The sequence below is a fragment of the Roseibium aggregatum genome, assembly GCF_017309185.1.
Taxonomy (GTDB): Bacteria; Pseudomonadota; Alphaproteobacteria; order Rhizobiales; family Stappiaceae; genus Roseibium; species Roseibium aggregatum_B.
On sequence record NZ_JAEKJZ010000008.1, the window covers coordinates 38987 to 65735 of the forward strand.

Here is a 26749-nt window from a genome sequence, read left to right on the forward strand (position 1 = left end):
AATCGCCCTCACGACGACAACCCCAGTTTCCCGATCACCGTCTGCATCGCGATCCGGAAGACCTGTTCGGACGCGTTCGGTTGCCCGTCGGGGCGGGTCATCATGCCGACGGGGCCCTTGGTCATGCCGGTGTCGAACGGCAGGCGGACGAGGTGGCCGTCGGCGGTTTCGTTCTGGACCACGCCGGAGGAGATGATCCAGACCGCATCGGTGCGGCGCGTATGGACGCGGCCGAAGGCGCCGGAGACGGTCTCGATCCGGTTCGGGATCTCACCGACGCCGCAGGCGATCAGGTAGCGTTCGACCAGCGGGCGAATGGCGGCGCCTTCCGGCGGATAGATGACCGGCCACTCGACGATGCGCTTGATGTCCGGGGCTTCCAACAGCGGATGGCCGGCGCGGACCACGAGATCGACCGTCTCCGAATAGAGCTGGGTGAAGGAAACCCCCTCCATGGTCGACGGGCGGCCGAGGCGGCCGATGACCAGGTCGAGTTCGCCCATCTTCAGCCGCTCGATCAGATAGGCATGCGGTCCGTCCACGATCTGGACAATCACATCCGGCGCCAGATCGGAAAACTCGATCATTACCGGCGGGATGAAACTCGTGGCGACACTCGGCAGCGCGCCGACCTTCAAGGTGGGGCGCGCAAGGTCGCCCTCGCGCTCGACCCCTTCCAGGCCCTGCTGCAGGCTGGCAAGGGAAATCTGCGCGAAATGCAGGAAGACCTTGCCTGGCCTCGTCAGCGCGATGCCGGCCCGGTTGCGGGTCATCAGCGTCGCGCCGACGATGTCCTCAAGCTCCTTCAGGGTCTTTGAAATCGCCGGCTGGGTCAGCGCCAGCTTGTCGGCCGCCAGCTTGAGACTGCGCTCCTGGGCGATCTCGACGAAACACTGGATGTGACGGAATTTGATACGCCGGTCGATCACGGGACCTTACTTTCCTTTTCCAGAAACAAAACCGCTCAATATCTCATTTTACTTCTCAATTTTGAACATTCAATATACCGATAATACGTGGAGGAAAACATGCGCACCCAAGTGGTCATCGTGGGGGGCGGCCCGTCCGGGCTGCTGCTCGGACAGCTCTTGCATCTCAAAGGCATCGAAACCGTCATTCTGGAACGGAAGACGCGCGACTATGTGCTCGCCCGCATCCGCGCCGGTATCCTGGAAACGGGGCTGGTCGACATGATGCGCGAGGCCGGCGTGGCGGAGCGTATGGACAAGGAATGCTTCATCCATAACGGCACCTGCATTTCCTACGAGAACGAGTTGTTCGCGGTCGATTTTCACAAACTGATCGGCAAGAACGTGGTGGTCTACGGCCAGACGGAAGTGACCCGGGACCTTTACGATGCCCGGGATGCCGTCGGCGCCAAAACGATCTTCGAGGCCGAAGACGTCCAGATCCACGACGCCGACCGGGACGCGCCCTATGTGACCTTCACCCTCGACGGCGCCGAGCAGAGGATTGACTGCGACTTCATCGCCGGTTGCGACGGCTTTCACGGTATCAGCCGCAAGACGATCCCGGACAATGTGCGTACGGACTACGAGAAGGTGTTCCCCTTCGGCTGGCTCGGCATACTCTCCGAGACACCGCCGGTGCATGACGAACTGATCTACGCCAACTCCAGCCGCGGCTTCGCGCTCTGCTCGATGCGCAACGAGAAGCTGTCGCGCTACTACGTCCAGTGCGAGCTGTCCGACAAGGTGGAAGACTGGAGCGACGAGGCCTTCTGGGACGAGCTGAAACGGCGCCTTCCGGAAGCTGTCGCCGACAAGCTGGTGACCGGACCGTCCATCGAGAAATCGATCGCGCCGCTCCGCTCCTTCGTCAGCGAGCCGATGCGCTGGGGCCGGCTGTTCCTGTGCGGCGACGCCGCCCACATCGTGCCGCCGACCGGAGCCAAGGGCCTCAACACCGCCGCCTCCGACGTGCACTACCTCAAGGAAGGCCTCGTGCGGTATTACAAGGACAAGGACAGCGAGGGCCTCGACAGCTATTCCGAAAAGGCCCTGGCCCGGATCTGGAAGGCGGAGCGCTTCAGCTGGTCGACCACCAACATGCTGCACCGGTTCCCGGACCAGTCCGCGTTCGACTTGAAGATGCAGCGGGCGGAGATCGAGTCGCTGCATCACAATGAGACCGCGCAGACCTGGTTCGCGCAGAATTATGTCGGGCTGCCCTACTGATGAGGATCGCGCGCCTGACATCCGCGGACCTGCACTGGCGTGAGGACGGCGATGCCAAGGGCCTGCCGATCGTGTTCGCCAATTCGCTCGGCACCGAGTTGAGGCTCTGGGACAAGCTCATCGACAGGCTGGGCGGCGAAGGCTACCGGCTGATCCGTTTCGACAAACGCGGCCATGGCCTGTCGTCCTGCCCGCAGGCGCCGTACACCATGGACGACCTGGTTCGGGATACGGAAGAGCTGCTGGACAGGCTCGGCGTGAGTTCCTGTGTTTTCGTCGGCCTTTCCATCGGCGGCATGATCGGGCAGAGCCTCGCCAGCCGTCAGCCGGAGAGGGTGAAGGGCCTGGTTCTGTCCAATACCGCGGCCAAGATGGGCGAGGCCGCCATGTGGCAGGAGCGGATAGGGCGTATCCGCGACGGCGGAATTGAAAGCCTTGCCGACCCCATTCTGGAGCGCTGGTTTTCCGAAGGCTTCCGAAACGGCGACGAATGCCTTGCCTGGCGGCACATGCTGACCCGGACGCCGACCGAAGGTTATATAGGCTGCTGCGAGGCAATCGCGGGAACCGACCTGACGGCCGCGACATCGGCCTTGCGCCTTCCCGTTCTCGGCATCGGCGGCTCGGACGATCTCGCCAGCCCGCCCGCCCTGGTGCGGGCCACGACCGACCTTGTTCCCGGCAGCCGCTATGTGGAGATCGCCGGAGCGGGGCACCTGCCCTGCGTCGAAAGGCCCGATGCCTTTTTCGACCATCTCATGACTTTCTTGAAGGAGGACCTCCATGTCTGATCGATTTACCAACGGCATGGAGGTTCGTCGGTCCGTTCTGGGCGAGGAGCATGTGGACCGGGCGGAGGCCGCGAAGACGGAGTTCGACGAACCGTTTCAGACGCTGATCACCGAAGGCGCCTGGGGCAACGTCTGGGCGTCCGACGGCATCAGCCGGCGTGAGCGGTCCATGCTCACGCTCGCGCTGCTTGCCGCGCTCGGCAACTTCGAGGAAATCGCCATGCATATCCGGGCGACAGCCCGCACCGGCGCCAGCAAGCAGGACGTGCTCGAAGCCTTTCAGCATGTCGCCATTTACGCGGGCGTTCCGCGCGCCAACCAGGCGCTCAAGATCGCCAGGGAAACCTACGCCGAGATGGAACGGAACAGCCAATAGACCCGTGACCCGGTCTGAGCAGGAGGAGAGATCATGAAACCAGGTCCATATTACCAGTGGGACAGACGACTGCACCCGCCAGCCAAGACGCCGGACTACAAGACCAGCGTCTCCCGGTCGCCGCAGTATTCGCTGATCAGCCTGGAAACATCGATCAACGAGATGACCGGGCCCCGGTTCGGGCATAACGACATCGATCCGCTCGACAACGACCTTCTTGGCAACTACGCCAAGCCGGGCGAGAGCCCCATCGGCGAGCGGATCATCCTGCACGGGCGCGTGCTGGACGAAAACGCGAAGCCGATCCCCAACACGCTGGTGGAAATCTGGCAGGCCAACGCGGGCGGCCGCTACCGCCACAAGAAGGACACCTATCTCGCGCCGATCGATCCGAATTTCGGCGGCTGCGGCCGCACGCTGACCGACGAGAACGGCTACTATTACTTCCGAACTGTGAAGCCCGGCGCCTATCCGTGGCGCAACTGGGTGAACGACTGGCGCCCGGCCCATATTCACATGTCGATCTTCGGCTCGGCCTTCGCACAGCGGCTGATCACCCAGTGCTATTTCGAGGGCGATCCGCTGATCCCGAGATGCCCGATCGTGCAAACGATCCCGGATCCGGACGCCATCGAGCAGCTGACCGCAAAGCTCGACTACAACGGCACCATCCCCCTCGACACCATCGCCTACAAGTTCGACATCGTGCTGCGCGGACGCCGCTCGACCCTGTTCGAAAACCGCCTGGAGGGCAACTGATCATGCCGCAGGAGCTGAACTATCTGAAACAGACCGCCTCCCAGACCGCCGGTCCCTACGTCCATATCGGTCTGGCACCGGGCGCCGCCGGTTTCGACATCTACCGCCAGGAGCTGGGCTGGGACATTGCGGGACCGAACGCCAAGGGCGAACGCATCCGCATCGAAGGCCTCGTCATCGACGCGACCGGCTCGCCGATCAAGGATGTGCTGCTCGAGGCCTGGCAAGCCAACGCGGACGGCATCTACGCTCATCCGGAACATCCGGGCGAGGTTGAGGAAGGTTTCCGCGGCTGGGGCCGGGTGATCACAAACTTCGAAACCGGCGAATGGGGCTTCGACACGATCAAGCCGGGCCCGGTCACCGATCTGAACGGCAAGGTCTCCGCGCCGCATATCAGTCTGTGGATCGTCGCGCGCGGCATCAATATCGGCCTTCAGACCCGGATCTATTTCGAGGACGAAGCGGCGGCCAACGCGGCCGACCCGGTGATCAACACGATCGAGTGGGAAAAGCGCAGGGCGACCCTGATCGCGAAGAAGACCGAACGGGACGGCAAGACGGTCTACCGGTTCGACGTCAAGCTGCAAGGGGAAGACGAAACGGTCTTCTTCGATATCTAGACAAGAGTTTTCCGCAGCCTAGACTGCGGGAGACATGCAAAAACCTCATCCCGAGGAAGCCGGCAAGACTGCCTCGAAGGATCGGCACCGGGTGTCCGGGCCTGCCGCCCACCTTCGAGCCGAACCTTCCGGGTCTCCTCAGGATGGGAATATCCGGCGTTGCGAGGAAGCGGCCGGCCTGTCTGAGGCTGCCGGCGGACCGATCGAACGGGTGACAAGAGAGCGAAATGACCAAACCCTGCATCATCTGCGTCGCGATCACAGGATCGCTCCCCAAAAAGGAAAACAATCCGGCAGTGCCGATCACGGTTGCCGAGCAGGTGGAAAGCACCCAGGAGGCGTTCGAGGCGGGCGCGAGCATCGTGCATGCCCATGTGCGCAACGACGACGAGACGCCGTCCTCCGACCCGGAAAAATTCGCTCGCCTCAAAGAAGGGCTGGAAAAGCACTGCCCGGGAATGATCGTTCAGTTCTCGACCGGCGGCCGCTCCGGCGCCGGCAAGACACGCGGCGGCATGCTGCCGCTTGAGCCTGACATGGCCTCGCTTTCCGTCGGCTCCAACAATTTCCCGACACGCGTCTACGAAAACCCGCCGGATCTGGTGGACTGGCTCGCGAGCGAAATGCGCGAACACCACATCAAGCCGGAGATCGAAGCCTTCGACCTCAGCCACATCCACCAGGCTGCGGCGATGAACAGGGACGGCCGCATTCCCGGCAAGCTTTATGTGCAGTTCGTCATGGGTGTGAAAAACGCCACGCCCGTCGACCGGGACGTGTTCGATTATTACATCAAGACGGTTCAGCGCCTGGCTCCGGAGGCCGAATGGTGCGCCGCCGGGATCGGGCGCCATCAGATTACGGTCAACGAGTGGTGCATTGCCTCCGGCGGGCACACCCGCACAGGACTTGAGGACAATATCCGGCTCGACAAGGATCATCTTGCGCCGTCCAATGCCACTCTCGTCAAAAGGGCCGTCGAGCTTTGCGACAAATACGAGCGGCCGGTCGCAACCTGGCAGCAGGCGCGCGAGATTCTCGAGATCCCGCTGAAAGCGGCCTGATCCCGGCTTCCTTTCCTCAAGCCTCCGTGTGACCCATGCCCGTATCCCTGTTTTCCAGCCCGATCTATTCCGGTCTCTTCTCGGACGAGGAGCTCTCGGAGCTTTTCGGCGATGCCAGCGATATCGCCCATATGATCGCGTTCGAGCGCGCGCTCGCCCGGGTGCAGGGGCGGCTTGGGGTCATTCCCCACGCCGCGGCCGAGGAAATCGACAGCAAGCTTGAGACTGCCGCTCCAGATCCCGCCGGACTGACTGCCGGAACGCTTTCCGCCGGCGTGCCGGTTCCGGCCCTCGTTGCCCAGCTGCGCAAACTGGTCGGCGGCGAGGCAGGCCAGTGGCTCCACTGGGGCGCCACCACCCAGGACGTGATGGATACGGCGCTGGTCCTGCAACTCAGGGCCTGTTTCGGGCTCTATGAGGCGAGACTTGCCCGGTTGATCGATACGCTCGAGACGGCAAGCAACCGATTTTCCGATCAGCTCCTTGCCGGGCGCACGCGCAGCCAGATCGCAACGCCGATCACCCTCGGCTACCGGATCGCCCAGTGGGCCCACCCCCTTATTGACGCTGAACAGGCCCTTGCAGGCTTGCGCGAAACGGTCCTGAAGGTGCAGTTCGGCGGTGCCTCGGGTGTGAATGGCGCCATCGCACCGGACGGGATGCTGGTATCGGACAAGCTTGCCCTGGAACTCGGTCTTCAGCCGAGCCCGTCCTGGCATCTCAACAGATCCCCGCTCCTCGCCCTCGCCTGCTGGCTGCAACAGGTGAGTTCCGGTCTCGCCAAGATGGCGGGCGATCTGGTGCTGCTCGGCCGCAGCGACATCGCCGAGGTGTCGAGCGGCACGGGCGGCGGGTCTTCGACCATGCCGCAAAAGGCCAATCCGATCCAGGCCGAGACCATCCTGGGGCTCAACCAGATCGCCATTGCGGCCCATGCCGGCCTGACCGCCACCGCCAATCCCAACGAGGAGCGCGACGGCGCCAAGTGGCCGCTCGAATGGCACTTCCTGCCGCAAATGCTGCTCGCAACGGGCACCGCCCTGCGCCACGCGCAGAGCCTCGCCGAAACCCTTTCCCCCAAGCCGGACGCCATCGCGGCGACCTTCGCCGCCAATCCGGAAATCATGGCGGAGACCGCGAGCTTCGTGCTGGCGAAAGCCGGCGTGCCCCGCGCGCAGGCCAAGGACCTCGTCGCCGCCGCCAGCTCCGACCCTCTCCCCTTTGTCGAGGCTCTAACGAAACACTGTCCCGTGCGGATCGACTGGCAGGTGGCCCTCGACCCGAGCGAGGTGATCACGCCCGCGAAGGAGATGTCCGCCCGGATCTTTTCAAAGCGCGTGAAGGACCAGGCCCTCTCCACCGTACGCCCCTGAGGCATCGAAAGGCGCCCTGATCACCCTGCTCCTGAGGAAGCCACAGCGGAGATCCGGCACCCCTTTCTCCCGTAAATAAAAAGTCCCGGCGCAGGGCCGGGACGGTTCAATAACTCAACGGCTGGTCGGATTGTACCGATCGCGCTACCGCAGTACGTGCGGCAGCCAGAGCGTGATCGCCGGAAAGCTGACCAGCAGGACCACGCGCAGGATTTCGGCGCAGAAAAACGGGGCCACCCCCTTGAAGGTCTCGATCATCGGCGTGTCGCGGGCCAGCGACGAAATCACGAAGACGTTCATGCCGACCGGCGGTGTGATCAAGCCCAGTTCCACAACGATAAGCGCCAGAACGCCAAACCAGATTTTCAGGTCCTCCGTGCTCATGCCGTAGCCCGCCCCGTCGGCACCCTGATACAGGCCGCCGTTGATCTCGACCAGAACCGGCCAGAAGAAGGGGATCACCAGCAGGATCATGGAAAGACTGTCCATGAGACAGCCGAGCAGGATCAGCGCGATCAGGAGCAGCACCATCACCGTCATCGGCTCCAGTCCGGAGCCAGCGATCCAGGCCGCGGTTTCCTGCGGCAGTCCGACGCGCGACATGAAGATCTTCAGAAGTTCCGCGCCCAGGATAATCAGATAGATCATGCCGGAAGTGCCCGCGGTTTCCTTGAGCGCGGCGATGAAGTCCTTCCAGGACAGGTTGCGCTGCAGAATACCGAAGGCGAACACAAGGAATACGCCAACCGCGGCGGCCGGCGTCGGGTTGAACAAGCCAAAATAGATGCCGCCGATCACCAGGCCGAAAATGACCAGGACGGGGATCATGCCGGCGGTTGCCTCCACGAATTCCCGGCGGCCGGCAACGCCGCCTTTCGGACCGGATTCCGGTTTGATCGCGACGTAGATCGCGATCGTCAAAAGGAACAGGATGACGGCGAGAAAACCGGGAAGAAAGGCCGCCATGAACATCGTGACGATATTCGCCTCGACGATGACCGCGTAGATGATCAGGACCACGGAAGGCGGAATGAGAATGCCAAGCACACCGCCGGCCGCAAGCGTTCCGGTCGCGAGCGCACCGGAGTAATTGTAACGCTTGAGTTCCGGCAGGGCGACCTTGCCCATGGTCGAGGCGGTCGCAAGAGAGGAGCCGCAAACGGCGCCGAAGCCGGCACAGCCCGCAATCGCGGCCATGGCCGTGCCGCCGCGCAGCCAGCCGAGCCAGGCATTGGCGCCGCGGAACAGGGCCTGGCTGAGCCCGGTCTTGGAGGCAATCGCCCCCATCAGCACGAACATGGGCACGACCGACAGGTCGTAGATGGAGAACTGACCATAAGCCAGGGTCTTGAGCTGACTGAGAACCGGCCGCCAACCGTTGACCATGACGATACCGGTCCCGCCGACCAGGATCATTGCGTAGGCGATCGGCATCCGGATCGCGATCAGGAAAACGAGAACCGCGAGGCCGCCCAGCCCGAGCACAAGTGCGTCCGTCATTTTTTTATTGTCCTTTCGACAGCACTGTCAGGTCACGCGTCAGGGTGACGAAGGCGGCGAGAGCCAGCAACGCGAGAGAAACCAGAATGGGCACGAAAGCCAGCCAGTGGGGGATCTGGAGGATCGTCGTGGTGTAGTCGTATTCCTTCTGGTCCAGCATACCGAAATACATGCGCCAGAGGAGCAGGACCGCGAACCCGAGCGCAACAAGGGACCCCAGCATGGTGAAGAAGGCGACGGTCCGCCTGGATGCCGCCGAAGTGAAGATATCGGCGGAGACATTCGCACCGACAAGCTGGCAATAGGGCAGGAACGAAAAGACCGCAACGGCGACGCCCATTTCGGTGAGCTCGAAATCGCCCGGAAAGGGCGAGCCGAAGATCGACGATCCGATGATGGAAATCATGTTCACCGCCACCACCAGAAGCAGAACAATGCCGCCGAGCAGCGCCCAGACGGTAATCAGCCGGGCGGCGGCTCCGAAAAATCCGGAGCCGCTTTGAGCGTAGGATGCCGACATCAGTTGGACGTGTGGCTTTTGACCGCGGCCTTGGCTTTTTCAACCAGTGCGGCGCCGTCGATGCCCTTCGCGGAGACTTCTTCCACCCACCGGTCGACGATCGGCGCGAGCGCCTCGTCAAAGGCAGCGGTTTCTTCCGGGGTCAGAACAATGTGCTCGTTGCCGGCTTCGACAGCGAGGTTGATGCCGAAATCGTCGGCTCCTTCCCAGATCTTACCGACCTGGACCGGCCAGTCTCCTCCGGACGCGTCCCGGAAGGCCTTCTGGACGTCTTCCGGCAGACTTTCCCAACGATCCTTGTTCATGGAAACCTGAAACGTCGTGTTGCCGAAGCGCGTCTTGTCGGCGCCTTCGATCTGGTATTTCGTCTGCTCCTGAATCTTCAGCGGGGGGATGATTTCCCAGGGAATGAACGCCCCGTCAATCACACCCTTCTGCAGGGCGGTCGGCAATTCCGGAACCGGCATGGCGACCGGCGCCGCGCCGAGCGCTTCGATGACCCAGGCACCGGTCCGGGTCGGGATGCGGATTTTCTTGCCCGCCAGGTCCGCCGGGCTGCGCACCGGAGTTTCGGTCATGTGAATGCCCTGGCCGGCGTGAACGTGCAGGAACATGACCTCGACGCCCTTGTAGTCGCCCTTCAGGTCCGTCTCATAAAGCTCCATGAGCGCCTGGTTGGTGGCCGCGGCATCGTTGGTGTGAACGCCGGGAAGTTCGAACACTTCCGTGCGCGGGAAGAGACCCGGCGTGTAGCCGTTCACAGTCCAGATCAGATCGACGACACCGTCCCGGACCTGGTTGATCAGCTCCGGCGGACGGCCGCCGAGTGTCATGGCGGGATAGATTTCGATCGCGACCTTGCCGCCGGAATTTTCCTCGACCTGCCTGGCCCAGGGCTCAAGCATCTTCGTGTTCGCCGGAGACTTCTCACCCAGGAAGTGATGCAGCTTGAACTCGTACTCGGCTGCTCCGGCCGATGTCGCGCCCAAGGCGAACAGCGCCGCGCTCAAGAGCGCTTTTTTCAGATTGATCATATTTCCTCCTCCTCGGGAAATCCGTTTACAGGCCGGCTTCGTGTGTTTCCAGCCGGTCCGATTTCCCCGTTGCGACGATCCGCCGGACGCCATCCGACAAACGGAGCACGGTCCGGCCGGTCTTGAAAAGTGAAAATGCCGGAACAGACGGCCCAGCGGATTTACAGTCACTTTCCAATCCTCCAACCACCATCTTTATTAATTGAAATGGTGATGTAAATTGAGTTATCGAGCGTTATACTTTCCATATTTCGAAACAAAGTTTCCGCCGATTTCATCCGACACCTCCAGAAGCCTGCGCCTGGCCCGGTCGGTGAAAGTCTTGTCAAAGCGGCTTAACATGCCGAAGACGGACAAGGACATGATCATCTCCCCGGTGCCGCTCCTTACCGGAACCGCGACGGCGGCAATGTCGGGTTCATTGTCGCCAAGGTTCAGCGCGTAGCCTCTTTCCCGGATTTCGTTCAACTCCCGCGCCAGCTTTTCCATGTCGGAAGACTCCGGCGCCTGTCCGTTCAAGATGGCTGTCTGCTGGAGCAGCGCGCTACGCTCCTCTTCCGGCATGAAGGCCAGCCAGAGCTTGCCTTGCGCCGTGTGCCGAAACGGCAAGGCGGTACCCGTTTTCACGACGACCGAGACAGGCCGGCCGCTTTCCGCGACAGCGACGCAAACCGGGCCGAGACGGCTCAACCGGCAGACCATGACCGATTCAGCCATTTCGCGACTCAAATCGTCCAGAAGCGGTTTGACGAAGGCGGGCAACGGATTCATGCGCTCGGCCAGACGTCCCAGCTGCTCCAGCCTGGGGCCCAGGCCGAACACACCCCGGCGCACGGAGGTCAGGGCACCGACATGCTCCAGCGTCAACAGGAACCGGTGGGCCGTGGAGGCATTGAGGTCAAGCTGCCTGGCCACGGTCGCCGCAGAGGCTTCCGGCCGGTCCTCGTCGAACAATGCCAGTATTTCAAACGCCTTGATCAGGGATCCGTTTAACGGCGTGCTCACCCGGTCAAACCTCGTGTTTCGGTTGAGTTGTCTCGCACCGCCCGGAATCGATCCGGACAATCTTGACGATCATAACGAACTAACTCAAAATATGAAATATAAATCTTATATTTTGAGATTTTAATCCGATCTCATCCTGCCTCTCATTCACCATGCGCAAAACCGGCGACAGCGCTTCAGTGGAGACCCGACATGCCCGAACTATCCGAAAACCCGAAACTCACGGCCGGAGGCGCCCTGTTCGGAAAGCTGAAAGCGCTCGGCATCGACTATGTCTTCGTCAATTCCGGAACCGATTTTCCGCCGATCATCGAAGGTCTGATCGCGGCCTCGCAAAGCGGCATCGAACTGCCCACGCATGTGACGGTGCCGCACGAACATGTGGCGCTCGGCATGGCGCACGGCCACTACCACATCTCCGGAAAGATCCAGGCGGTCATGCTGCACACCAACGTGGGCCTGTCCAACGGCGCCACGGGGGCAATCAATGCCTGGTGCGATCAGATCCCGATGTTTCTGATGTCCGGGCGCACGCCGGTGATGGAGAGCACACGGTTCGGTGCCCGCACCGTTCCCATCGGCTGGGGCCAGGAAATGTTCGACCAGACCGCCCTGGTGCGCGAGGTCACCAAATGGGACTACGAACTGCGGTTTCCCGAGCAGGTCGCGGAACTGTTCGACCGGGGCTGGGCCATCGCGAATTCCACACCGAAGGGCCCGGTCTACCTGAGCCTTCCGCGAGAAGTCCTGTGCGAGGAAACACCCCCGGAAGGGCTCGATGCGCCGTCTCGCATGGCGCCGGCCGTTACCGCGCCCGCGCGGGAGGAGCTGGCACAGGCCGCGAAGCTGCTGGCGGAGGCCGAAAACCCGCTGGTCATCAGCCAGCGCGGCGCCGGATCGGAAGAGGCCTTTGCCGCGCTCGGCGACTTGCTGAGCGAGTGGGCCATTCCCTTGTCGCACTACTGGGCGAACAAGCTCTCGGTTCCTCTGAGCCACCCGATGCAGATCGGCGCGGCACCGGAGGATTTTCTGGCCCAGGCCGATGTGGTTCTGGTGATCAATTCGCTCGCGCCCTGGTGGCCGGACAAGGTCACCCTTCGCGACGATGTGAAGGTCATCCACCTGGGCCCCGACCCGCTGTTCAGCCGCACCCCGATCCGCAACTTCCAGGCAGACCTTGCGCTTGCCGGCGACACCGCGACCTCACTGGTGGCGCTGATTGAGGAAATGAGCAGCCTGCCGCGCAACGCCGCCTCGCTCGAAAAACGCCGCCAGCGCATTTCGGAGTACTCCGCCGCCAGACGCAAGACCGTCGTGGACATCGCGGAGCGGGGCAAGGGCAGCCCCATGTCGAAGGAGTGGGTCAGCCACTGCCTCGGCAAGGCGATCAAGGGACACAAGGCAACCGTCTTTCAGGAGCTTGGCTGCCCGCTCGAGCCGCTCGATCTGGACAGTCACAACAGCTACTTCCAGGAACCTCATTCGGGCGGTCTTGGCTGGGGCCTTCCGGCCGCGCTCGGAGCCCAGCTCGCGGATCCCGACCGCCTGATCTTCGCGACCATGGGCGACGGCAGCTACATGTTCGCCAATCCGACCGCGTGCCATCAGGTCGCCGAGGCCCTCGAACTGCCCGTGATCACACTGGTTCTGAACAACGAGGAATGGGGCGCCGTGCGGCACTCGGTCGTCGGAACCTACCGGGGCGGTCTCGCCAGCCAGGCGAACGACGTCCCACTGACCTCGCTCCGGCCGAGCCCGGATTTCACCAAGACGGCGGAGGCAAGCCGGGCCTATACCGAGACGGTATCCGACGGCGAAGCACTGCCGGCGGCGCTCGAACGGGCCATCGAGGTCGCCCAGATCGAAAAGCGGCAGGTTCTCCTTAACATCGCCATCGAGCGCGTCACGCCTGGATAGGCTCTTCTCCGGCATCAGGGCGGGTGGGCTCCCCCCCCCTGAAAGCTGAATGATGTGGACCCGTATCCTTGGTATTAGACCTTGCCGCGACCGGCCCGTCGTATAAGGTTCCGGTCACCGGCAAAGCCGACCGGCCAGTCGAACAGGGCCACGGAAACACGATGACCAGCAGCAGGAAAGCATTCGTCGGCGCCGAGATCTTCGACGGTTCGCAGTTTCATGAAGACGCTGCGCTTGTGACCGGGAACGGCAGGGTTCTTGGAATCCAGGCGCTCAATGAAGTTCCCGGCACCACCGAAAAAATCGTGCTGGACGGCGGCATTCTTGCCCCCGGTTACGTGGATCTGCAGGTGAATGGCGGCGGTGGCGTCATGTTCAATTCCGCTCCGACCGTCGAGACGCTGACCCGAATGGCCCAGGCCCATGCGCGCTCCGGCGCGACGTCCATCCTGCCGACGCTCATTACCGATACGCCCGAGGTCACGGCCCGGGCGGTCGAGACGGTGGCGCTGGCGGCAAGCAAGGTTCCGGGCATCGCCGGGCTTCATCTGGAAGGCCCTCATCTGGCCCTGTCGCGCAAGGGGGCGCATGATGCAACCCTGATCCGCCCGATGACGGCAGGCGACCTCGACGCGCTCGTTCAGGCGGCGAAGCGCCTTCCTGTTCTGAAGGTGACGGTTGCGCCGGAAGCCGTGACACTTGAGCAGATCCGCGCTCTTTCCGACGCCGGTGTTCTTGTCTCGATCGGGCATACGGATTGCTGCTATTCGGACTTAGCGGCGGCTGCCGAGGCGGGCGCCAGATGTGTCACCCACCTCTTCAACGCCCAGAGCCAACTCGGCAACCGCGAACCGGGCGTCGTCGGCGCCGCCCTTCAACTCGGCGCGCTGTCCGCCGGACTGATCGCCGACGGGATCCATGTCCATCCGGCCTCCATGTCCGTGGCGCTCCACGCCAAACAGGGACCCGGACAGATCTTTCTGGTCAGCGACGCCATGGCGACCGCCGGGTCGGACATCGACAGCTTCACGCTTAATGGCCGCGAAATCCGGCGGGAGACCAACCGCCTGACCCTTGCCGACGGCACGCTGGCAGGCGCGCATCTGGACCTGACCACGGCGATCCGGAACGTGGTCGAATTGTGCGGCCTTCCCCTTGAAAAGGCGCTTGCCATGGCGACCTCCGTTCCGGCCGCCCTGATCGGCAGGGACACGGACATCGGCACGCTGCGGCCCGGCGCGCGGGCGGACATGGTACTGCTGTCTGAGGATCTCGAACTGATGTCCGTCTATCTGAACGCGGAGAAGGCTCTCTTTGAAACCCCGTGACCCGGCATCCGCGAAACCCTTGCCGGTATCAACGCTGACGGATGGGAGAGCTCAGACCCGGCCCCCCTCGCCGCTTACCTTTTCGACAGCTCGCCGGAGGCGAAAAGGGCCGCCCCCAGAAGCGCGCTGTTTCCGGGGAGGCTGGCCGCGACCAGAGACGGGGCTTGGTCCGGCGTCAGAATGCGCGCGCGCATTTCCTGTTCCAGTGCACGCAGGAGCTTGTCGTTTCCGGCGAGCCCCCCGCCTGCGACGAGGATGGAGGGATCGATCAGGTTGACGATGCCGGCCAGCGCGCCGCCGACGATGTCCAGATAGATATCCAGCGTCTCCAGCGCTCCAGCATCTCCGGCTTCCCAGTCCCTCAAGATCTCGAAACTGCAGCTCCGCCGACCGGTGAATTCCAGGTGCAGCCGCTCCAGGCCGCGCGCGCCCCCATAGACATCGATGCACCCGGTCTGGCCGCAACCGCATCTCCAGCGCGGCAAAGGTCTTCCCGTCCGCATCGCGGACGCCGGTCCATGGCCCCATTCGCCGGCCAGCATGCCTGCCCCTTGCAGGAGATGCCCGTCCACGACGACGGCGCCACCGACACCCGTTCCCAGGATAACCGCGAAAACGGATGAGTGATCCGCGCCCGCTCCAAGGCTTGCTTCCGCAAGACCGAAGGCGTTGGCATCGTTGATCAGAAACACCGGCTTACCCGTCTCGCGCTCCAGATCCTCCCGGAATGGACGCCCCGCGAGACAGGGAATGTTGGCCGCCCGGACCACGCCGGCTTTCGGATTGACCAGTCCGGCAATCGAAACTCCGGCCGCCTCCGCCTCACTGGGCACGTTCCCCACGATCGTCCGCAGCAATGCGGCATAGTCCTCGACGGGTGTCGGGATCGAGGACACGCCGTCAGAGGGCAAACGGCCGGATGCTGCCATAAAAACCGTTGAAGACGCGATCTTGGAACCGCCGATATCGAAAACGGATATCACTGCCACGCACCTTGTCCTCACACCCAGGGGAAGGGAAACGCTTTAGCCGGTCTGTATCCCATAGCACCACGGCGAAACACAATGGTGCGATCAACGAATTCTATACCCCGGTGTCCTTGAACAACGTGACGACATGCTCCTGCGCCACGCCGATGTGATGGCGCAGCGCCTCGTTCAGTTCCGCCCGGTCGCGCTTTTCCAGCGCCTCCAGAATCGGCCGGTGGGTTTCGGCGATCCGGTGCGGGTCGTCGTAGAGCTTGCCGATCAGCGTGATGCCGGTGCGCATTTCCACGGCGAGATCGTCATAGACCTTGAGCAGACGCGCGTTCCCGGCGAAGGCGCACAGCATTCGGTGAAAGGTGAAATCCTCGAAGATCTGCTCTTCTATGGACCCCGCGTCGGCGAGCTTGAACAGCTTGTTCACCTGCTCTGTCAGAACGTCCAGCTCGGTGTCGCCAATCCGCTGCATGGCCAGGTCGGCGGCATGGATTTCAAGCCCCAGGCGCAATTCGTAAATGTCGTCGAGGTCGTCGGCGGTCAGCGTGCGCACGAAGAAGCCGCGGCGGGGACTCGAAACGACCAGGCCCTGGCTCTCCAGCAGCCGTGCCGCCTCGCGAACCGGGGCCCGGCTTGTACCGAATTCGCGCGACAGCTTCAGTTCCGTCAGCCGCTCGCCGGGCTTCAATCGTCCCTCGGCAATCGCGTTGCCGATTTCCCGGGCGATCTGCTGCACGAGGTCCGTTGTTTCGAGTGCTGAAAACATGCCCTAATTTGCCCAGTTCCGGTGCTGCCCAAAAACCGGACAGCGTGTTCGTTCCAGCTTCGCCTCAAGGGACCGATCACCCTCAAAACGCGTCTCGCCGGCGCAGAAAGGCGCCGGAAAGGTTGCATATTTCCCGTGCAATCGCGGTCAGCGCTCAAGGGAAAGACGGCTATCCTTGCCTAAAAATTGTTTTTTGTCGACAATTGACAGTTTGTCGCGGCTATGTTTGCGTAGCACGTAAAAATACGGAACGGAACAGGGCACCCGCCTCCGGACAACCTTCAAGATGCCGCATCCGCGGCAGCAGGGCAGATCTTAGGTCATGACACAAATTTCAGCGATTCCCAGCACGGACGGCCAGGCCAAGGAACGAATCGAACTCGCCGCCGCTTACCGGCTGATCGCCCATTTCAACATGGACGACAGTATCTTCACCCACATCTCCGCCAAGGCGCCGGAAGACGAGGGCGAGAACGCGTTCCTGATCAATCCCTACGGGCTCAGGTTCGACGAGGTTTCGGCCGGGACCCTGGCGACCGTCGACATCGACGGCAACATCCTGCGCGACGCCTACGGCGCGGGCATCAACAAGGCGGGCTTCACCATTCACAGCGCCGTTCACGCCGCCCGGCCGGACGTGCATTGCGTGCTGCACACCCACACCTCGGCGGGCGTCGCGATCTCCTCCATGGAGGAAGGCATCCTGCCGCTCAACCAGTGGTCCCTTCAGTTCCATAACCGGACCGCCTTCCACGACTACGAGGGTATCGCGCTCGATCTCGGCGAACGGGAACGGCTCGTCGCCGATCTCGGGGACCGCAATGTCATGATCCTGCGCAATCACGGCCTTCTGACCTGCGGCCGCACGGTCGGCGAGGCCTTTGCCCTGATGTTCAACCTTGAGCGGGCCTGCAAGGCGCAGCTTGCCATCATGTCCTCCGGCGGCACCCCGCGAAAGATCGACGCGGAACTCGCCGAAAAGACCGCCCAGCAATACGAGAGCTGGGACAAACACCATTCCGGCAACAAACCGGATCCACAGTGGGATGCCTTCCAGCGTCTCGCCATCAAGCACTATCCAGACCTTGTGAACTGATCACAAGGTTCGGCACTTCCAGACCCGAACCATCAGCAAACGGCGCGAAAAGAGACCAAATCGAACCAGGTCCGAGCGCCGGAAACCGAGGGGAACTCAAGAATGCTGAAAAGACTTGCCAGTATGGCCGCGATTCTCGCCGTGGCCGCCGGGACGGCGTCCGCCGAGCCGGTTTCCGGAGGACGCGCGAATGTCGTCATCCAGCCCGAGCCGCCCAGCCTCATGCTGGGTCTCGTCCAGAACGGACCGACCCAGATGGTCGCAGGCAACATCTACGAAAGCCTTCTGCGCTACGACGAGAACCTGGAACCGCAGCCGCAGCTGGCGAAATCCTGGGACATCGCGGAAGACGGCCTGACCTACACATTCCATCTCTACGACAATGTCAAATGGCATGACGGCGAGCCCTTCTCCGCTGACGATGTGGTCTTTTCCGCCGACATTTTCCTGCGCGAAAGCCATGCCCGTCTTCGCAACTCCCTGAAATACGTGGAGTCGATCACCGCGCCGGACGCCAACACCGTTGTCTTCAAGCTGAAGGAACCCTTCGGGCCGTTCATCGGCATCTTCGAAGGCGGCACCATGCCGATCGTGCCCAAGCACATCTACGAAGGCACCGACTACAAGACCAACCCGGCCAACAACACGCCGATCGGCACCGGTCCGTTCAAGTTCGTCGAATGGGTCAAGGGTTCCCATATCCTTCTGAAGAAGAACGAAGACTACTACGTCGACGGTCTGCCCTATCTCGACGAGATCTACTGGCACATCATCCCGGACGCCGCCTCGCGCGCCGTTGCTTTCGAGACCGGTGTTGTCGACATCCTGCCCGGCGGGTCGGTCGAGAACTTCGACGTCGGCCGTCTGACCGAACTTGAAAACACCTGCGTGACCGACAAGGGCTGGGAATTCATCGGTCCGCTGTCCTGGCTTTGGCTGAACAACAACGAAGGCCCGACCGCCGACAAGCGCTTCCGTCAGGCCGTGATGTACGCCATGGACCGCGAGTTCGCCAAGGATGCGCTGTGGAACGGTCTCGGCAAGGTTGCTACCAGCCCGGTTTCCTCGTCCACGCGTTTTTACACCGACGATGTGACCAAATACGACTATAATCCGGAAAAGGCCAAGGAACTGCTGGCCGAGATGGGTTACGACGGGACCCCGGTTCGTCTGCTGCCGCTGCCTTACGGCGAAACCTGGCAGCGTTGGGCGGAAGCCATCAAGCAGAACCTGGAAGAGGTCGGCATCAAAGTCGATATGGTGGCAACCGACGTCGCAGGCTGGAACCAGAAGATCAGCGAGTGGGACTACGACATGGCCTTCACGTACCTCTACCAGTACGGCGATCCGGCACTGGGCGTCGGCCGGACCTACATCTCCTCCAACATTGCCAAGGGCTCGCCCTGGAACAACGTGGAAGGCTACAAGAACCCGAAGATCGACGAACTCTTCGCGGCGGGCGCGACCGCGGTCGGCAAGGACGCACGGCAGAAGATCTATACCGAAGCCCAGCAGATCCTGACCGAGGACGTTCCGGTGGCCTGGCTTCTGGAACTCGGCTTCCCGACCATCTACCGCTGTAACGTCAAGGACCTCGTGACCACCGCCATCGGTATCAACGACGGCTTCCGCGACGCCTATATCGAAAAATAAGCCGACAGCCTCTTCCGCGCGGGGCTCCAGACCCCGCGCGGGCACCCCATAATAATAAAACGGTTCCAGAGGACAGATGCTGCGCTTCATCGCCCTTCGCCTGGTCAAGGCGGCGGTCATCCTGATCGCCATCGTGACGCTGAACTTCTTTCTCATTCACGCAGCGCCCGGCGACCCCGCCGCCGTCATGGCCGGTGAGGCCGGCGCCGCGGACGAGATTTTCCTGCAACAGCTCAAGGAGCAGTTCGGGCTCGACAAGCCGCTGCTGACCCAGCTCGGCATCTATCTGGCCGGTGTGGTTCAGCTCGATCTCGGCTTTTCCTACCGTCAGCAGATGCCCGTGGCCGAGCTGATCTGGGACCGGCTTCCGGCAACCCTGCTCCTGACGACCGCGGCCTTCGTCATCTCGCTTGTCCTCGGCACACTCGCCGGCGTGCTGGCGTCCGCCCGGGTCGGCAAGTGGTCGGACACGCTCATTTCCACGGTCGCCCTGCTCTTTTACGCCACACCGCTCTACTGGGCCGCTCTGATGGCGGTGCTTCTGTTTTCCGTCCAGCTCAACTGGCTGCCCGGGTTCGGTTACGAGACCGTCGGCGGCAATTACACCGGGTTCGCCCGCGTGCTCGACATCGCCCAGCATCTGATCCTGCCCGCCTCGACCCTCGGCCTGTTCTTCATGGCGGTCTACATGCGCATGACCCGCGCCTCGATGCTGGAAGTCTCGACCCTCGACTTCGTCAAGACGGCCCGCGCCAAGGGTTTGAAACCGGGCCTCATCCAGAGGCGCCACATCTTCCGCAATGCCATGCTGCCGGTTGTCACCCTTGCAGGCCTTCAGGCCGGACAGCTCGTCGGCGGCGCGGTGCTGACTGAAACGGTCTTCGCCTGGCCGGGTATCGGCCGGCTGATGTTCGACGCTCTCGCCCAGCGCGACTACAATGTTCTCCTCGGCGTCTTCTTCGTTTCCGCCGCCATGGTGCTTCTCTTCAACCTGGTCACCGACATCCTCTACCGGGTTGTCGACCCGAGAATAAGGGCATCGTGATGCGGGATTTCTGGTCCAGATTCAAACGCAACCGGGGCGCCGTGGCGGGCCTCGCGATCCTTGTGATCGTGGTCGCCGTCGCCGCACTCGCTCCCGTCCTGTTTCCGCAATCGCCCTGGAAAATGGTTCAGCGGCCGTTCCTGCCGCCATTGACCATGGACGCCCTGCCGCTCGGCACCGACGCGCTTGGACGCAACGTGCTGTCGGGCCTTGCCTACGGCGCCCAGGTCTCCCTTCTGATCGGACTGGTCTCCACCGTGGTGTCGCTCCTGATCGGCATTCCGATCGGTGCCCTTGCCGGCTATTTCGGCGGGTGGGTCGACGATGGACTGATGCGGTTCACCGAGTTCTTCCAGACGGTGCCGAACTTCGCGCTCGCCATCGTGCTCGTCGCCATTTTCGAGCCGAGCGTGCAGTCGATCATCGGCGCCATCGCCATCGTCAGCTGGCCGCCGGTCGCGCGTCTCGTGCGCGGCGAGGTGCTGTCGCTGCGTTCGCGCGAATACGTGGAAGCCGCGATCCTTTCGGGCCAGAAGAACAGCACCATCATTCTGCGCCAGATCCTGCCGAACACATTGTCGCCGATCATCGTGCTGGCGTCCCTGATGGTCGCGACCGCCATCCTTCTGGAATCCTCCCTCTCCTTCCTGGGGCTTGGCGATCCGAACCTGATGTCCTGGGGGTACATGATCGGCGCCGCGCGCACCGTGATCCGCCAGGCCTGGTGGCTCTCCTTCTTTCCGGGCTTCGCGATCCTGATGACGGTGCTCGCCCTCAATCTCATCGGCGAAGGGCTGAACGACGCTCTGAACCCGCGCCTGTCGAGAAAGGGGAAATAGGCCATGACCGACACCTCCTCCGTTCTCCAGATCAAGGGGCTGCAGATCGCGCTTCCCGAAGGCGCCGACCGGCCCTTCGCCGTCGACGACGTGTCCTATGATCTGAAAGCCGGCGAGATCCTCTGCATCGTCGGCGAAAGCGGCTCCGGCAAGTCCATGTCGGCGAACGCCATGATGGGCCTGCTGCCCGATCTTGTCCGTCCGACGGCGGGCGAGATCCTGTTTCACGACACCGATCTCTTGAAGCTCTCCGAAGACGCGCTGCGCGACCTGCGCGGCAAGAAGATCGCCATGATCTTTCAGGAGCCCATGTCGGCGCTCAATCCGCTGATGCGGGTGGACGACCAGATCGCCGAGGTTTTCGAGGCGCATGATCTGCTTTCGCCGGCAGAACGCCGGACAAGGGCGATCGAGCTCCTGACCGAGGTCGGCATTCCCGATCCGGAAAAGGCGGCACGGGCCTACCCGTTCCAGCTCTCCGGCGGACAGCGTCAGCGGGTGATGATCGCAATGGCGCTTGCCCTCGAGCCCGAGATCCTGATCGCCGACGAGCCGACCACCGCGCTCGACGTGACGACCCAGGCGCAGATTCTGAAGCTGATCGCCGACCTTCAGGAACGCCACGGCATGGCGGTGATGTTCATAACCCACGATTTCGGCGTGGTGGCGGAAATCGCCGACCGGGTCGCGGTGATGCAGCTGGGCAAGATCGTCGAGCATGGCAATGCCGACGAAGTGCTGGATCATCCGCAGCACGACTACACGCGCAAGCTGATCGCGGCGATCCCGAAACTTCATGCAGACGACGCGGAAGAAGCAGACACGAAAAAGACCGCTCTCGAGGTGATCGGCCTCACGAAAACCTACCGCTCCGGCGGTGGATTGTTCGGCGGGCCGGAGCGGGTCGTTCACGCGGTCAACGATATCAGCTTCAAGCTCGGCGTCGGAGAGACGCTTGGGGTCGTCGGTGAAAGCGGATCGGGCAAATCCAGCGTCGGGCGCTGCCTCGTCCGCCTGCAGGACCCCGACCAGGGTTCGGTGCTGCTGGACGGCGAGGACATGGCCACGCTGACCGGCGAGAAACTGCGCACGGTACGCAAGTCGATCCAGATGATCTTCCAGGACCCGTTCGCCTCGCTCAATCCGCGCAGCAAGATCGGCCGGATCATCGCCGAAGGTCCGATCGCCCATGGCGTTCCCGCCAAGCAGGCCTACGCGAAAGCCGCCGAACTCCTGGACCTGGTCGGCCTGGACCCATCGGCCATCGACCGGTATCCGCACGAGTTTTCCGGCGGACAAAGGCAACGTATCGGCATTGCCCGCGCGCTTGCGCTCGAGCCTGAAATCATCATCGCCGACGAGGCCGTTTCCGCGCTCGACGTTTCGATCCAGGCTCAGGTGCTGGATCTTCTGGACGACCTGAAGACGCGCCTGAACCTGTCGCTCGTGTTCATCACCCACGACCTCAGGGTCGCCGCCCAGATCTGCGACCGGATCGCCGTGATGCAGAAAGGCAATCTGGTCGAACTCGGCACGGCGAGCGACATTTTCAACAATCCGAAAAGCGACTACACGCGCTCCCTGATCGAAGCCATTCCCGGACGGGAAAAGGAACTGGCGGCAGCAGGCTGAATTTTCATGCAGGACAGTCAATCAGTGGACGATACCCTCCGCCAGGCGATACTGGATTCCGTTGAAGCGGGCTTTGACGATCAGATCGCCTTTACCTCCGACCTGATCCGCTTTCCCTCCCTGCGCGGACAGGAAAAACCGGCCCAGGAATTCATGCAGGCCGAGCTTGCGAAACGCGGTTATGCCGTCGAAACCTTCGCCATCGACGTCAGCAAGATCCACAATCACCCCGGCTTCTCGCCGGTAACGGTCAGCTATGCCGACGCCCTGAACGTGGTCGCGACGCATACGCCCCGGGAAGTCGCCGGCAAGTCTCTCATCCTGAACGGCCACATGGACGTGGTGCCGGAAGGACCCCACGACCTGTGGGAGGTGTCCCCCCCTTACGAGCCCAAGTGCGAAGGCGACTGGCTGTACGGGCGCGGCGGCGGCGACATGAAGGCCGGTATCGCCGCCAACCTCTTCGCCCTCGACGCGCTGAAGCGGCTCGGTTATCAGCCGGCGGCCAAGGTGCATTTTCAGAGCGTGGTCGAGGAGGAGTGCACCGGCAACGGCGCGCTTGCCTGTCTGGTGGAAGGCTATACGGCGGACGCCGCGATCATTCCCGAACCCGAGGACGAGATGCTCGTGCGCGCCAATGTCGGCGTTCTCTGGTTCGAGGTGCTGGTCGCCGGTCATCCGGTTCACGTCCGCGAGGCCGGAACCGGCGCCAACGCCATCGAAGCCAGCTACCGGGTGATCGAAAGCCTGAAGCGCATGACCGAGACGTGGAACGCGCAGAAGGCCAACTATCCCTACTTCGAAGACCTCGACCATCCGATCAACTTCAATGTCGGCAAGATCGAGGGTGGCGACTGGGCCTCCACGGTGGCCGCCTGGTGCAAACTTCATTGCCGGATCGCGATCTATCCGGGCGACGATCCCAAGGACCGCGCACGCGAGATCGAGGAACATCTGGCAAGGGATCTCGGCGAGGACAGTTTCCTGGGCAACCGGCCTCCGGAAATAACCTGGAACGGCTTTTTCGCGCGGGGCTACGTGCTGGAAGAAAACGGCGATGCCGAGAAGGCCCTGGCCGAGGCTCACCGCTATGCCACGGGCAGCGATCTTCAGAGCTTCGTCACCCCCGGCTATCTCGACGCCCGGGTCTTCGTCATCTACGCGGACATGCCGTGTCTGGTCTACGGACCGATTACGGAAAACATTCACGGTTTCGACGAGCGGGTCAGCCTGTCGTCGATCAAGCGCGTGACCGGGGCGATTGCCCTGTTCATTGCGGACTGGTGCGGATTGGAGCGGATCGGCGATGCAAACCTCTGACATGAAAACACCTGTCGTCGAGGGGGTTTATCTCGGCGAACGCTTCGACTTGAATGCGCATTACGGTGCGGTCTTCGCTCCCTACGCGGATCGCATCCGGCTGCGCAGCCCCGGCGAGATCGACGATCCCGAGAGCATCCGTTTCGCCCTGGCCTGGTATCCGGCGGACGATGCCTTCACCGCCTATCCCAATCTGAAGCTGGCGTGCTCGATCGCGGCCGGGGTCGACAGTATCCTGGCCTGTCCGAGCCTGCCGGACGCGGCCTATGTCACCCGTGTCCAGGACGACAGCCAGGCCGATCTCATGGCCGGCTTCGCCGCCTGGCAGGTGGTCTGGCATCACCGTAATATGGGCTTTTATCTGGACCGTCAGGCCAAAAGCATCTGGGAGCATCAGGACTTCGACGCGGCCCCGTCCCCCTGCGACTACACGGTGGGTCTGCTCGGCTACGGGCTGATGGGCAGGGCGGTCGCACGAGCTGTCGCCGCCATGGGGTTCCCGGTTGTCGCGGCGGCGCGCAGCACCCCGACCACCCCTTCGCCTGCCGGCGTGAGCTTCGAAACCGGCATGGGGTCCGTCGAACGTGTCGCGGCACGCGCCCAGGCATTGATCAACGTTCTGCCGCTGACACCGGCGACCGAAGGCATCCTGAACAAGGACCTGTTCGACCTGATGCCACGGGGTGCTCGGCTGATCCAGATCGGCCGGGGCGAACATCTTGTCGACGCGGATCTCGTCGCGGCCCTCGACAGCGGCCAGCTTGGCGGCGCCTCGCTGGACGTCTTCCATACCGAGCCGCTTCCCCCCGACCACCCCTGGTGGACCGACGACCGCATCCTGATCACGCCGCACCAGGCCAGCGATTCCTCCCGCCACCTGATGGCGAAACAAGTCGTTCAGGCCGCCTGTGACGTCGCCTTGGGCAAGGCCCCCAAAAACACCGTCGACCATTCCAGAGGCTATTGAAGCCCGGAGAGAAAGCCAGCCGATGAAAGCCATATTCGACGAGCGTCAGCTCAAGCACAATCCGGCCCGCTATTTCCGGCGCGGGGCCTATATACCCCATCCCGAACAGCCCGAGCGCGCCATTCTGATCCGCGACATGCTGATCAAGAACGGGTTTCCCATCGAGACGCCGGGCGATCACGGCGTTGAACCGATCAAGGCGGTTCACGACCCGGACTATGTCGACTTCTGGCAGGACGCCTATCAACGCTGGCGCGCCGAGGCGGAAGACGCCGAGGCGATTCCGACCTATCACCCCGGCCGCCGGGCCGGACGGCGGTCCTCCTCCATCTACGGACAACTGGGCTGGTACGCCACCGACACGTCCGTGCCTCTCACGGAGGGCACCTGGGAAGCGATCTACTGGTCCGCGCAAACGGCGATCGAGGCAGCAAGCCGGGTCAACGCGGGCGAGAGGATGATCTACGGCCTGTGCCGCCCTCCCGGTCACCACGCCATGTCGAACGGCGCCAACGGTTTCTGCATCTTCAACAACGCCGCCGTCGCCGCACAGGTGCTGCGCCAGTCGCACAAGAAGGTCGCGATCTACGATATCGACACGCACACCGGAAACGGCACGCTCGATATCTTCTACGAACGCGGCGACGTCTTCCTGTGCTCGCTTCACGTCGATCCGGACAACTACCCGACCTATTATCTCGGCTATGCCGACGAGACGGGTGAAGGCGACGGGGAAGGCGCGACCCTGAACCTGACGCTCGAGCCCGGCGCCTCGGAAGCGGCCATCCTCGAGCGCTTCCGTGAAGGCGTCAAAGCCATTCAGGACTTCGGCGCCGAGGCCCTGGTCATCTCCCTCGGGTTCGACATGGCAGTCGACGATCCGCTCTCCGAGGTCGGCATGACCGGGACCGGCTTCGAGATCATGGCCCGCGAGATCGTCCGCATGGGCCTGCCCACGGCCCTGATCCAGGAAGGCGGCTACCTCGGCCCGTCGCTGACAAACAACGCGGAAGTCTTTCTGACGGCGAGCCGTGACGAATTGTCGAAGACGTCCTGACGTCTTTGGATCATTGTCCCTTGAACCGACCTTGAACTGGCCTCGATCCATCTCCTTGAGTCACCCCGGACGCAGCGAAGCGTAGGTCCGGGGCCGACTTGCATATCTCCTTGTCGCAGCTCTCGATAATTCACGCGAGCGATCTGGAAACGAGTATGCCCCGTGTCTCGCGCTGCTCGCCCGGGGTGACACAGGGAGTGGGAACGCAGGGTTTGCTTGCTGCGCGCTACGGATTCCAGTCAACCAAAAAACGCCGGGCCGCCCGGTTCCGCTCCGTACTGGATCCAGACGTTGAGAACGGGATGGTCCAGCGTACTCATGGCGTGCAGCTCGCGGGCTCCGTGGAGGATGATGTCACCTGGAGATCCCGTCTTGTGCGTCCCGATACTCTCCTGCCAATAGCGGGCGCCACTCCCGCTGAGCGGAATGTAGATTTCCTCCGCCGGATGCCAATGCGCCGGATAGTCCGTCCTGGCAGCGAGCATATTGCAGCCCATGACGATGGCGTCAGACGCCGCGATCACCGCATGGCCAAACGCGTCCTTCAGGACCGGATGCTGCGGATAATCCGCTGTCCAGTGCAACACGGGAAGCAACTCCCGGAACTTCGAGGCAATCGCGACGGCGTTGCCTTGCGACGGGAACAAAGTCTCCGCCGCCGTCAGATGCGCGCAGACCGGCGCGTTCCTTAAGGGCTCCGGAAGGGACCGATAGTCCTGCCCCGGCATCAGGGCCGCCACGGATTGAACGATCTGCGACGAACTCGCTTGCAGGTACCGCGCGATCAGCGCGATGAGATCGTTCCGGACTTCGTGTGAGGACATGGAAGGTATGCCAATCCAATTTTAAGCGCTTTGCGACATGCGGCGAGCGCTCTTATCGTCCTCCCGGACGGAGCATAGCGAA

At 62.8% G+C, this 26749-nt stretch carries 25 protein-coding genes; 17 read left to right on the forward strand and 8 right to left on the reverse strand.

Annotated features, from left to right (window positions below; genetic code table 11):
* Positions 1–8: 8 nt before the first annotated feature.
* A complete protein-coding gene (gene pcaQ / locus JF539_RS25690; RefSeq protein ID WP_207143996.1) occupies positions 9–929 on the reverse strand; it encodes a pca operon transcription factor PcaQ in 921 nt (306 codons plus the stop codon).
* A gap of 99 nt (positions 930–1028) precedes the next feature.
* Here pcaQ and pobA point away from each other — a divergent pair, with 99 nt between their 5' ends.
* The 7 genes from pobA (at position 1029) to JF539_RS25725 (ending at position 7184) form a co-directional block, all read left to right on the forward strand.
* Positions 1029–2198, forward strand: coding sequence for a 4-hydroxybenzoate 3-monooxygenase (gene pobA, locus JF539_RS25695; protein WP_207143998.1), 1170 nt, complete (start codon positions 1029–1031; stop codon positions 2196–2198).
* Positions 2198–2989, forward strand: coding sequence for a 3-oxoadipate enol-lactonase (gene pcaD / locus JF539_RS25700; protein ID WP_207143999.1), 792 nt, complete (start codon positions 2198–2200; stop codon positions 2987–2989). Before pobA ends, pcaD begins: the two co-directional genes overlap by 1 nt.
* Complete coding sequence (pcaC, locus tag JF539_RS25705; RefSeq protein ID WP_207144001.1) at positions 2982–3365, forward strand: 4-carboxymuconolactone decarboxylase; 384 nt, start codon at positions 2982–2984, stop codon at positions 3363–3365. The genes pcaD and pcaC overlap by 8 nt, the downstream gene beginning before the upstream one ends.
* Positions 3366–3398: 33 nt before the next feature.
* Positions 3399–4124, forward strand: coding sequence for a protocatechuate 3,4-dioxygenase subunit beta (pcaH, locus tag JF539_RS25710; protein ID WP_207144003.1), 726 nt, complete (start codon positions 3399–3401; stop codon positions 4122–4124).
* A 2-nt stretch (positions 4125–4126) separates the two neighbouring features.
* Positions 4127–4747, forward strand: coding sequence for a protocatechuate 3,4-dioxygenase subunit alpha (gene pcaG / locus JF539_RS25715; protein ID WP_207144005.1), 621 nt, complete (start codon positions 4127–4129; stop codon positions 4745–4747).
* Between the two features lie 227 nt (positions 4748–4974).
* Complete coding sequence (locus tag JF539_RS25720) at positions 4975–5811, forward strand: 3-keto-5-aminohexanoate cleavage protein (RefSeq protein WP_207144007.1); 837 nt, start codon at positions 4975–4977, stop codon at positions 5809–5811.
* A gap of 35 nt (positions 5812–5846) precedes the next feature.
* A complete protein-coding gene (locus tag JF539_RS25725) occupies positions 5847–7184 on the forward strand; it encodes a lyase family protein (RefSeq protein ID WP_207144009.1) in 1338 nt (445 codons plus the stop codon).
* Between the two features lie 144 nt (positions 7185–7328).
* Here the strand turns inward: JF539_RS25725 and JF539_RS25730 are convergent, their stop codons facing one another.
* From JF539_RS25730 to JF539_RS25745, 4 genes are all read right to left on the reverse strand, one after another.
* The gene (locus tag JF539_RS25730) at positions 7329–8684 is read right to left on the reverse strand and encodes a TRAP transporter large permease (RefSeq protein ID WP_207144012.1); all 1356 of its coding nucleotides are present in this window, start codon (positions 8682–8684) and stop codon (positions 7329–7331) included.
* 4 nt (positions 8685–8688) lie between these two features.
* Positions 8689–9204 (reverse strand): TRAP transporter small permease, encoded by a 516-nt coding sequence (locus JF539_RS25735; RefSeq protein ID WP_207144013.1) that lies wholly within the window; start codon positions 9202–9204, stop codon positions 8689–8691.
* Positions 9204–10238 (reverse strand): TRAP transporter substrate-binding protein, encoded by a 1035-nt coding sequence (locus JF539_RS25740; protein ID WP_207144015.1) that lies wholly within the window; start codon positions 10236–10238, stop codon positions 9204–9206. The genes JF539_RS25735 and JF539_RS25740 overlap by 1 nt, the downstream gene beginning before the upstream one ends.
* Positions 10239–10463: 225 nt before the next feature.
* Positions 10464–11243 (reverse strand): IclR family transcriptional regulator, encoded by a 780-nt coding sequence (locus JF539_RS25745; protein ID WP_207144017.1) that lies wholly within the window; start codon positions 11241–11243, stop codon positions 10464–10466.
* A gap of 192 nt (positions 11244–11435) precedes the next feature.
* Between JF539_RS25745 and JF539_RS25750 the strand changes: the two genes are divergently transcribed.
* Together JF539_RS25750 and nagA are read left to right on the forward strand one after the other, a co-directional pair.
* Positions 11436–13160: a thiamine pyrophosphate-requiring protein gene (locus JF539_RS25750; protein WP_207144019.1), complete on the forward strand. Its 1725-nt coding sequence runs from the start codon at positions 11436–11438 to the stop codon at positions 13158–13160.
* 161 nt (positions 13161–13321) lie between these two features.
* Complete coding sequence (gene nagA / locus JF539_RS25755; RefSeq protein ID WP_207144021.1) at positions 13322–14488, forward strand: N-acetylglucosamine-6-phosphate deacetylase; 1167 nt, start codon at positions 13322–13324, stop codon at positions 14486–14488.
* Positions 14489–14562: 74 nt separating this feature from the next.
* On the opposite strand, the gene JF539_RS25760 is transcribed toward nagA, so the two are convergent.
* Positions 14563–15477 (reverse strand): ROK family protein, encoded by a 915-nt coding sequence (locus JF539_RS25760; protein WP_207144023.1) that lies wholly within the window; start codon positions 15475–15477, stop codon positions 14563–14565.
* A gap of 94 nt (positions 15478–15571) precedes the next feature.
* Positions 15572–16234 carry a GntR family transcriptional regulator gene (locus JF539_RS25765; RefSeq protein ID WP_207144025.1) on the reverse strand — a complete coding sequence of 221 codons (663 nt, stop codon included), beginning with the start codon at positions 16232–16234 and terminating at the stop codon, positions 15572–15574.
* A gap of 322 nt (positions 16235–16556) precedes the next feature.
* Between JF539_RS25765 and JF539_RS25770 the strand changes: the two genes are divergently transcribed.
* The 8 genes from JF539_RS25770 to JF539_RS25805 all read left to right on the forward strand — a co-directional run bounded on the left by JF539_RS25770 (position 16557) and on the right by JF539_RS25805 (position 25843).
* A complete protein-coding gene (locus JF539_RS25770) occupies positions 16557–17330 on the forward strand; it encodes a class II aldolase/adducin family protein (protein WP_207144027.1) in 774 nt (257 codons plus the stop codon).
* Positions 17331–17432: 102 nt separating this feature from the next.
* A complete protein-coding gene (locus JF539_RS25775) occupies positions 17433–18983 on the forward strand; it encodes an ABC transporter substrate-binding protein (protein WP_209017605.1) in 1551 nt (516 codons plus the stop codon).
* A 76-nt stretch (positions 18984–19059) separates the two neighbouring features.
* Positions 19060–20028, forward strand: coding sequence for an ABC transporter permease (locus tag JF539_RS25780; protein ID WP_207144029.1), 969 nt, complete (start codon positions 19060–19062; stop codon positions 20026–20028).
* Complete coding sequence (locus JF539_RS25785) at positions 20028–20867, forward strand: ABC transporter permease (protein WP_207144032.1); 840 nt, start codon at positions 20028–20030, stop codon at positions 20865–20867. Before JF539_RS25780 ends, JF539_RS25785 begins: the two co-directional genes overlap by 1 nt.
* 3 nt (positions 20868–20870) lie before the next feature.
* A complete protein-coding gene (locus JF539_RS25790) occupies positions 20871–22499 on the forward strand; it encodes an ABC transporter ATP-binding protein (RefSeq protein WP_207144034.1) in 1629 nt (542 codons plus the stop codon).
* Between the two features lie 6 nt (positions 22500–22505).
* Complete coding sequence (locus tag JF539_RS25795; protein ID WP_207144035.1) at positions 22506–23819, forward strand: ArgE/DapE family deacylase; 1314 nt, start codon at positions 22506–22508, stop codon at positions 23817–23819.
* Positions 23806–24786, forward strand: a complete 981-nt coding sequence (locus JF539_RS25800) for an NAD(P)-dependent oxidoreductase (RefSeq protein ID WP_207144037.1) — start codon at positions 23806–23808, stop codon at positions 24784–24786. Before JF539_RS25795 ends, JF539_RS25800 begins: the two co-directional genes overlap by 14 nt.
* A 22-nt stretch (positions 24787–24808) precedes the next feature.
* Positions 24809–25843 carry a histone deacetylase family protein gene (locus JF539_RS25805; RefSeq protein ID WP_207144038.1) on the forward strand — a complete coding sequence of 345 codons (1035 nt, stop codon included), beginning with the start codon at positions 24809–24811 and terminating at the stop codon, positions 25841–25843.
* Between the two features lie 239 nt (positions 25844–26082).
* Here the strand turns inward: JF539_RS25805 and JF539_RS25810 are convergent, their stop codons facing one another.
* A complete protein-coding gene (locus JF539_RS25810) occupies positions 26083–26667 on the reverse strand; it encodes a dimethylsulfonioproprionate lyase family protein (protein ID WP_207144040.1) in 585 nt (194 codons plus the stop codon).
* Between the last annotated feature and the right edge of the window lie 82 nt (positions 26668–26749).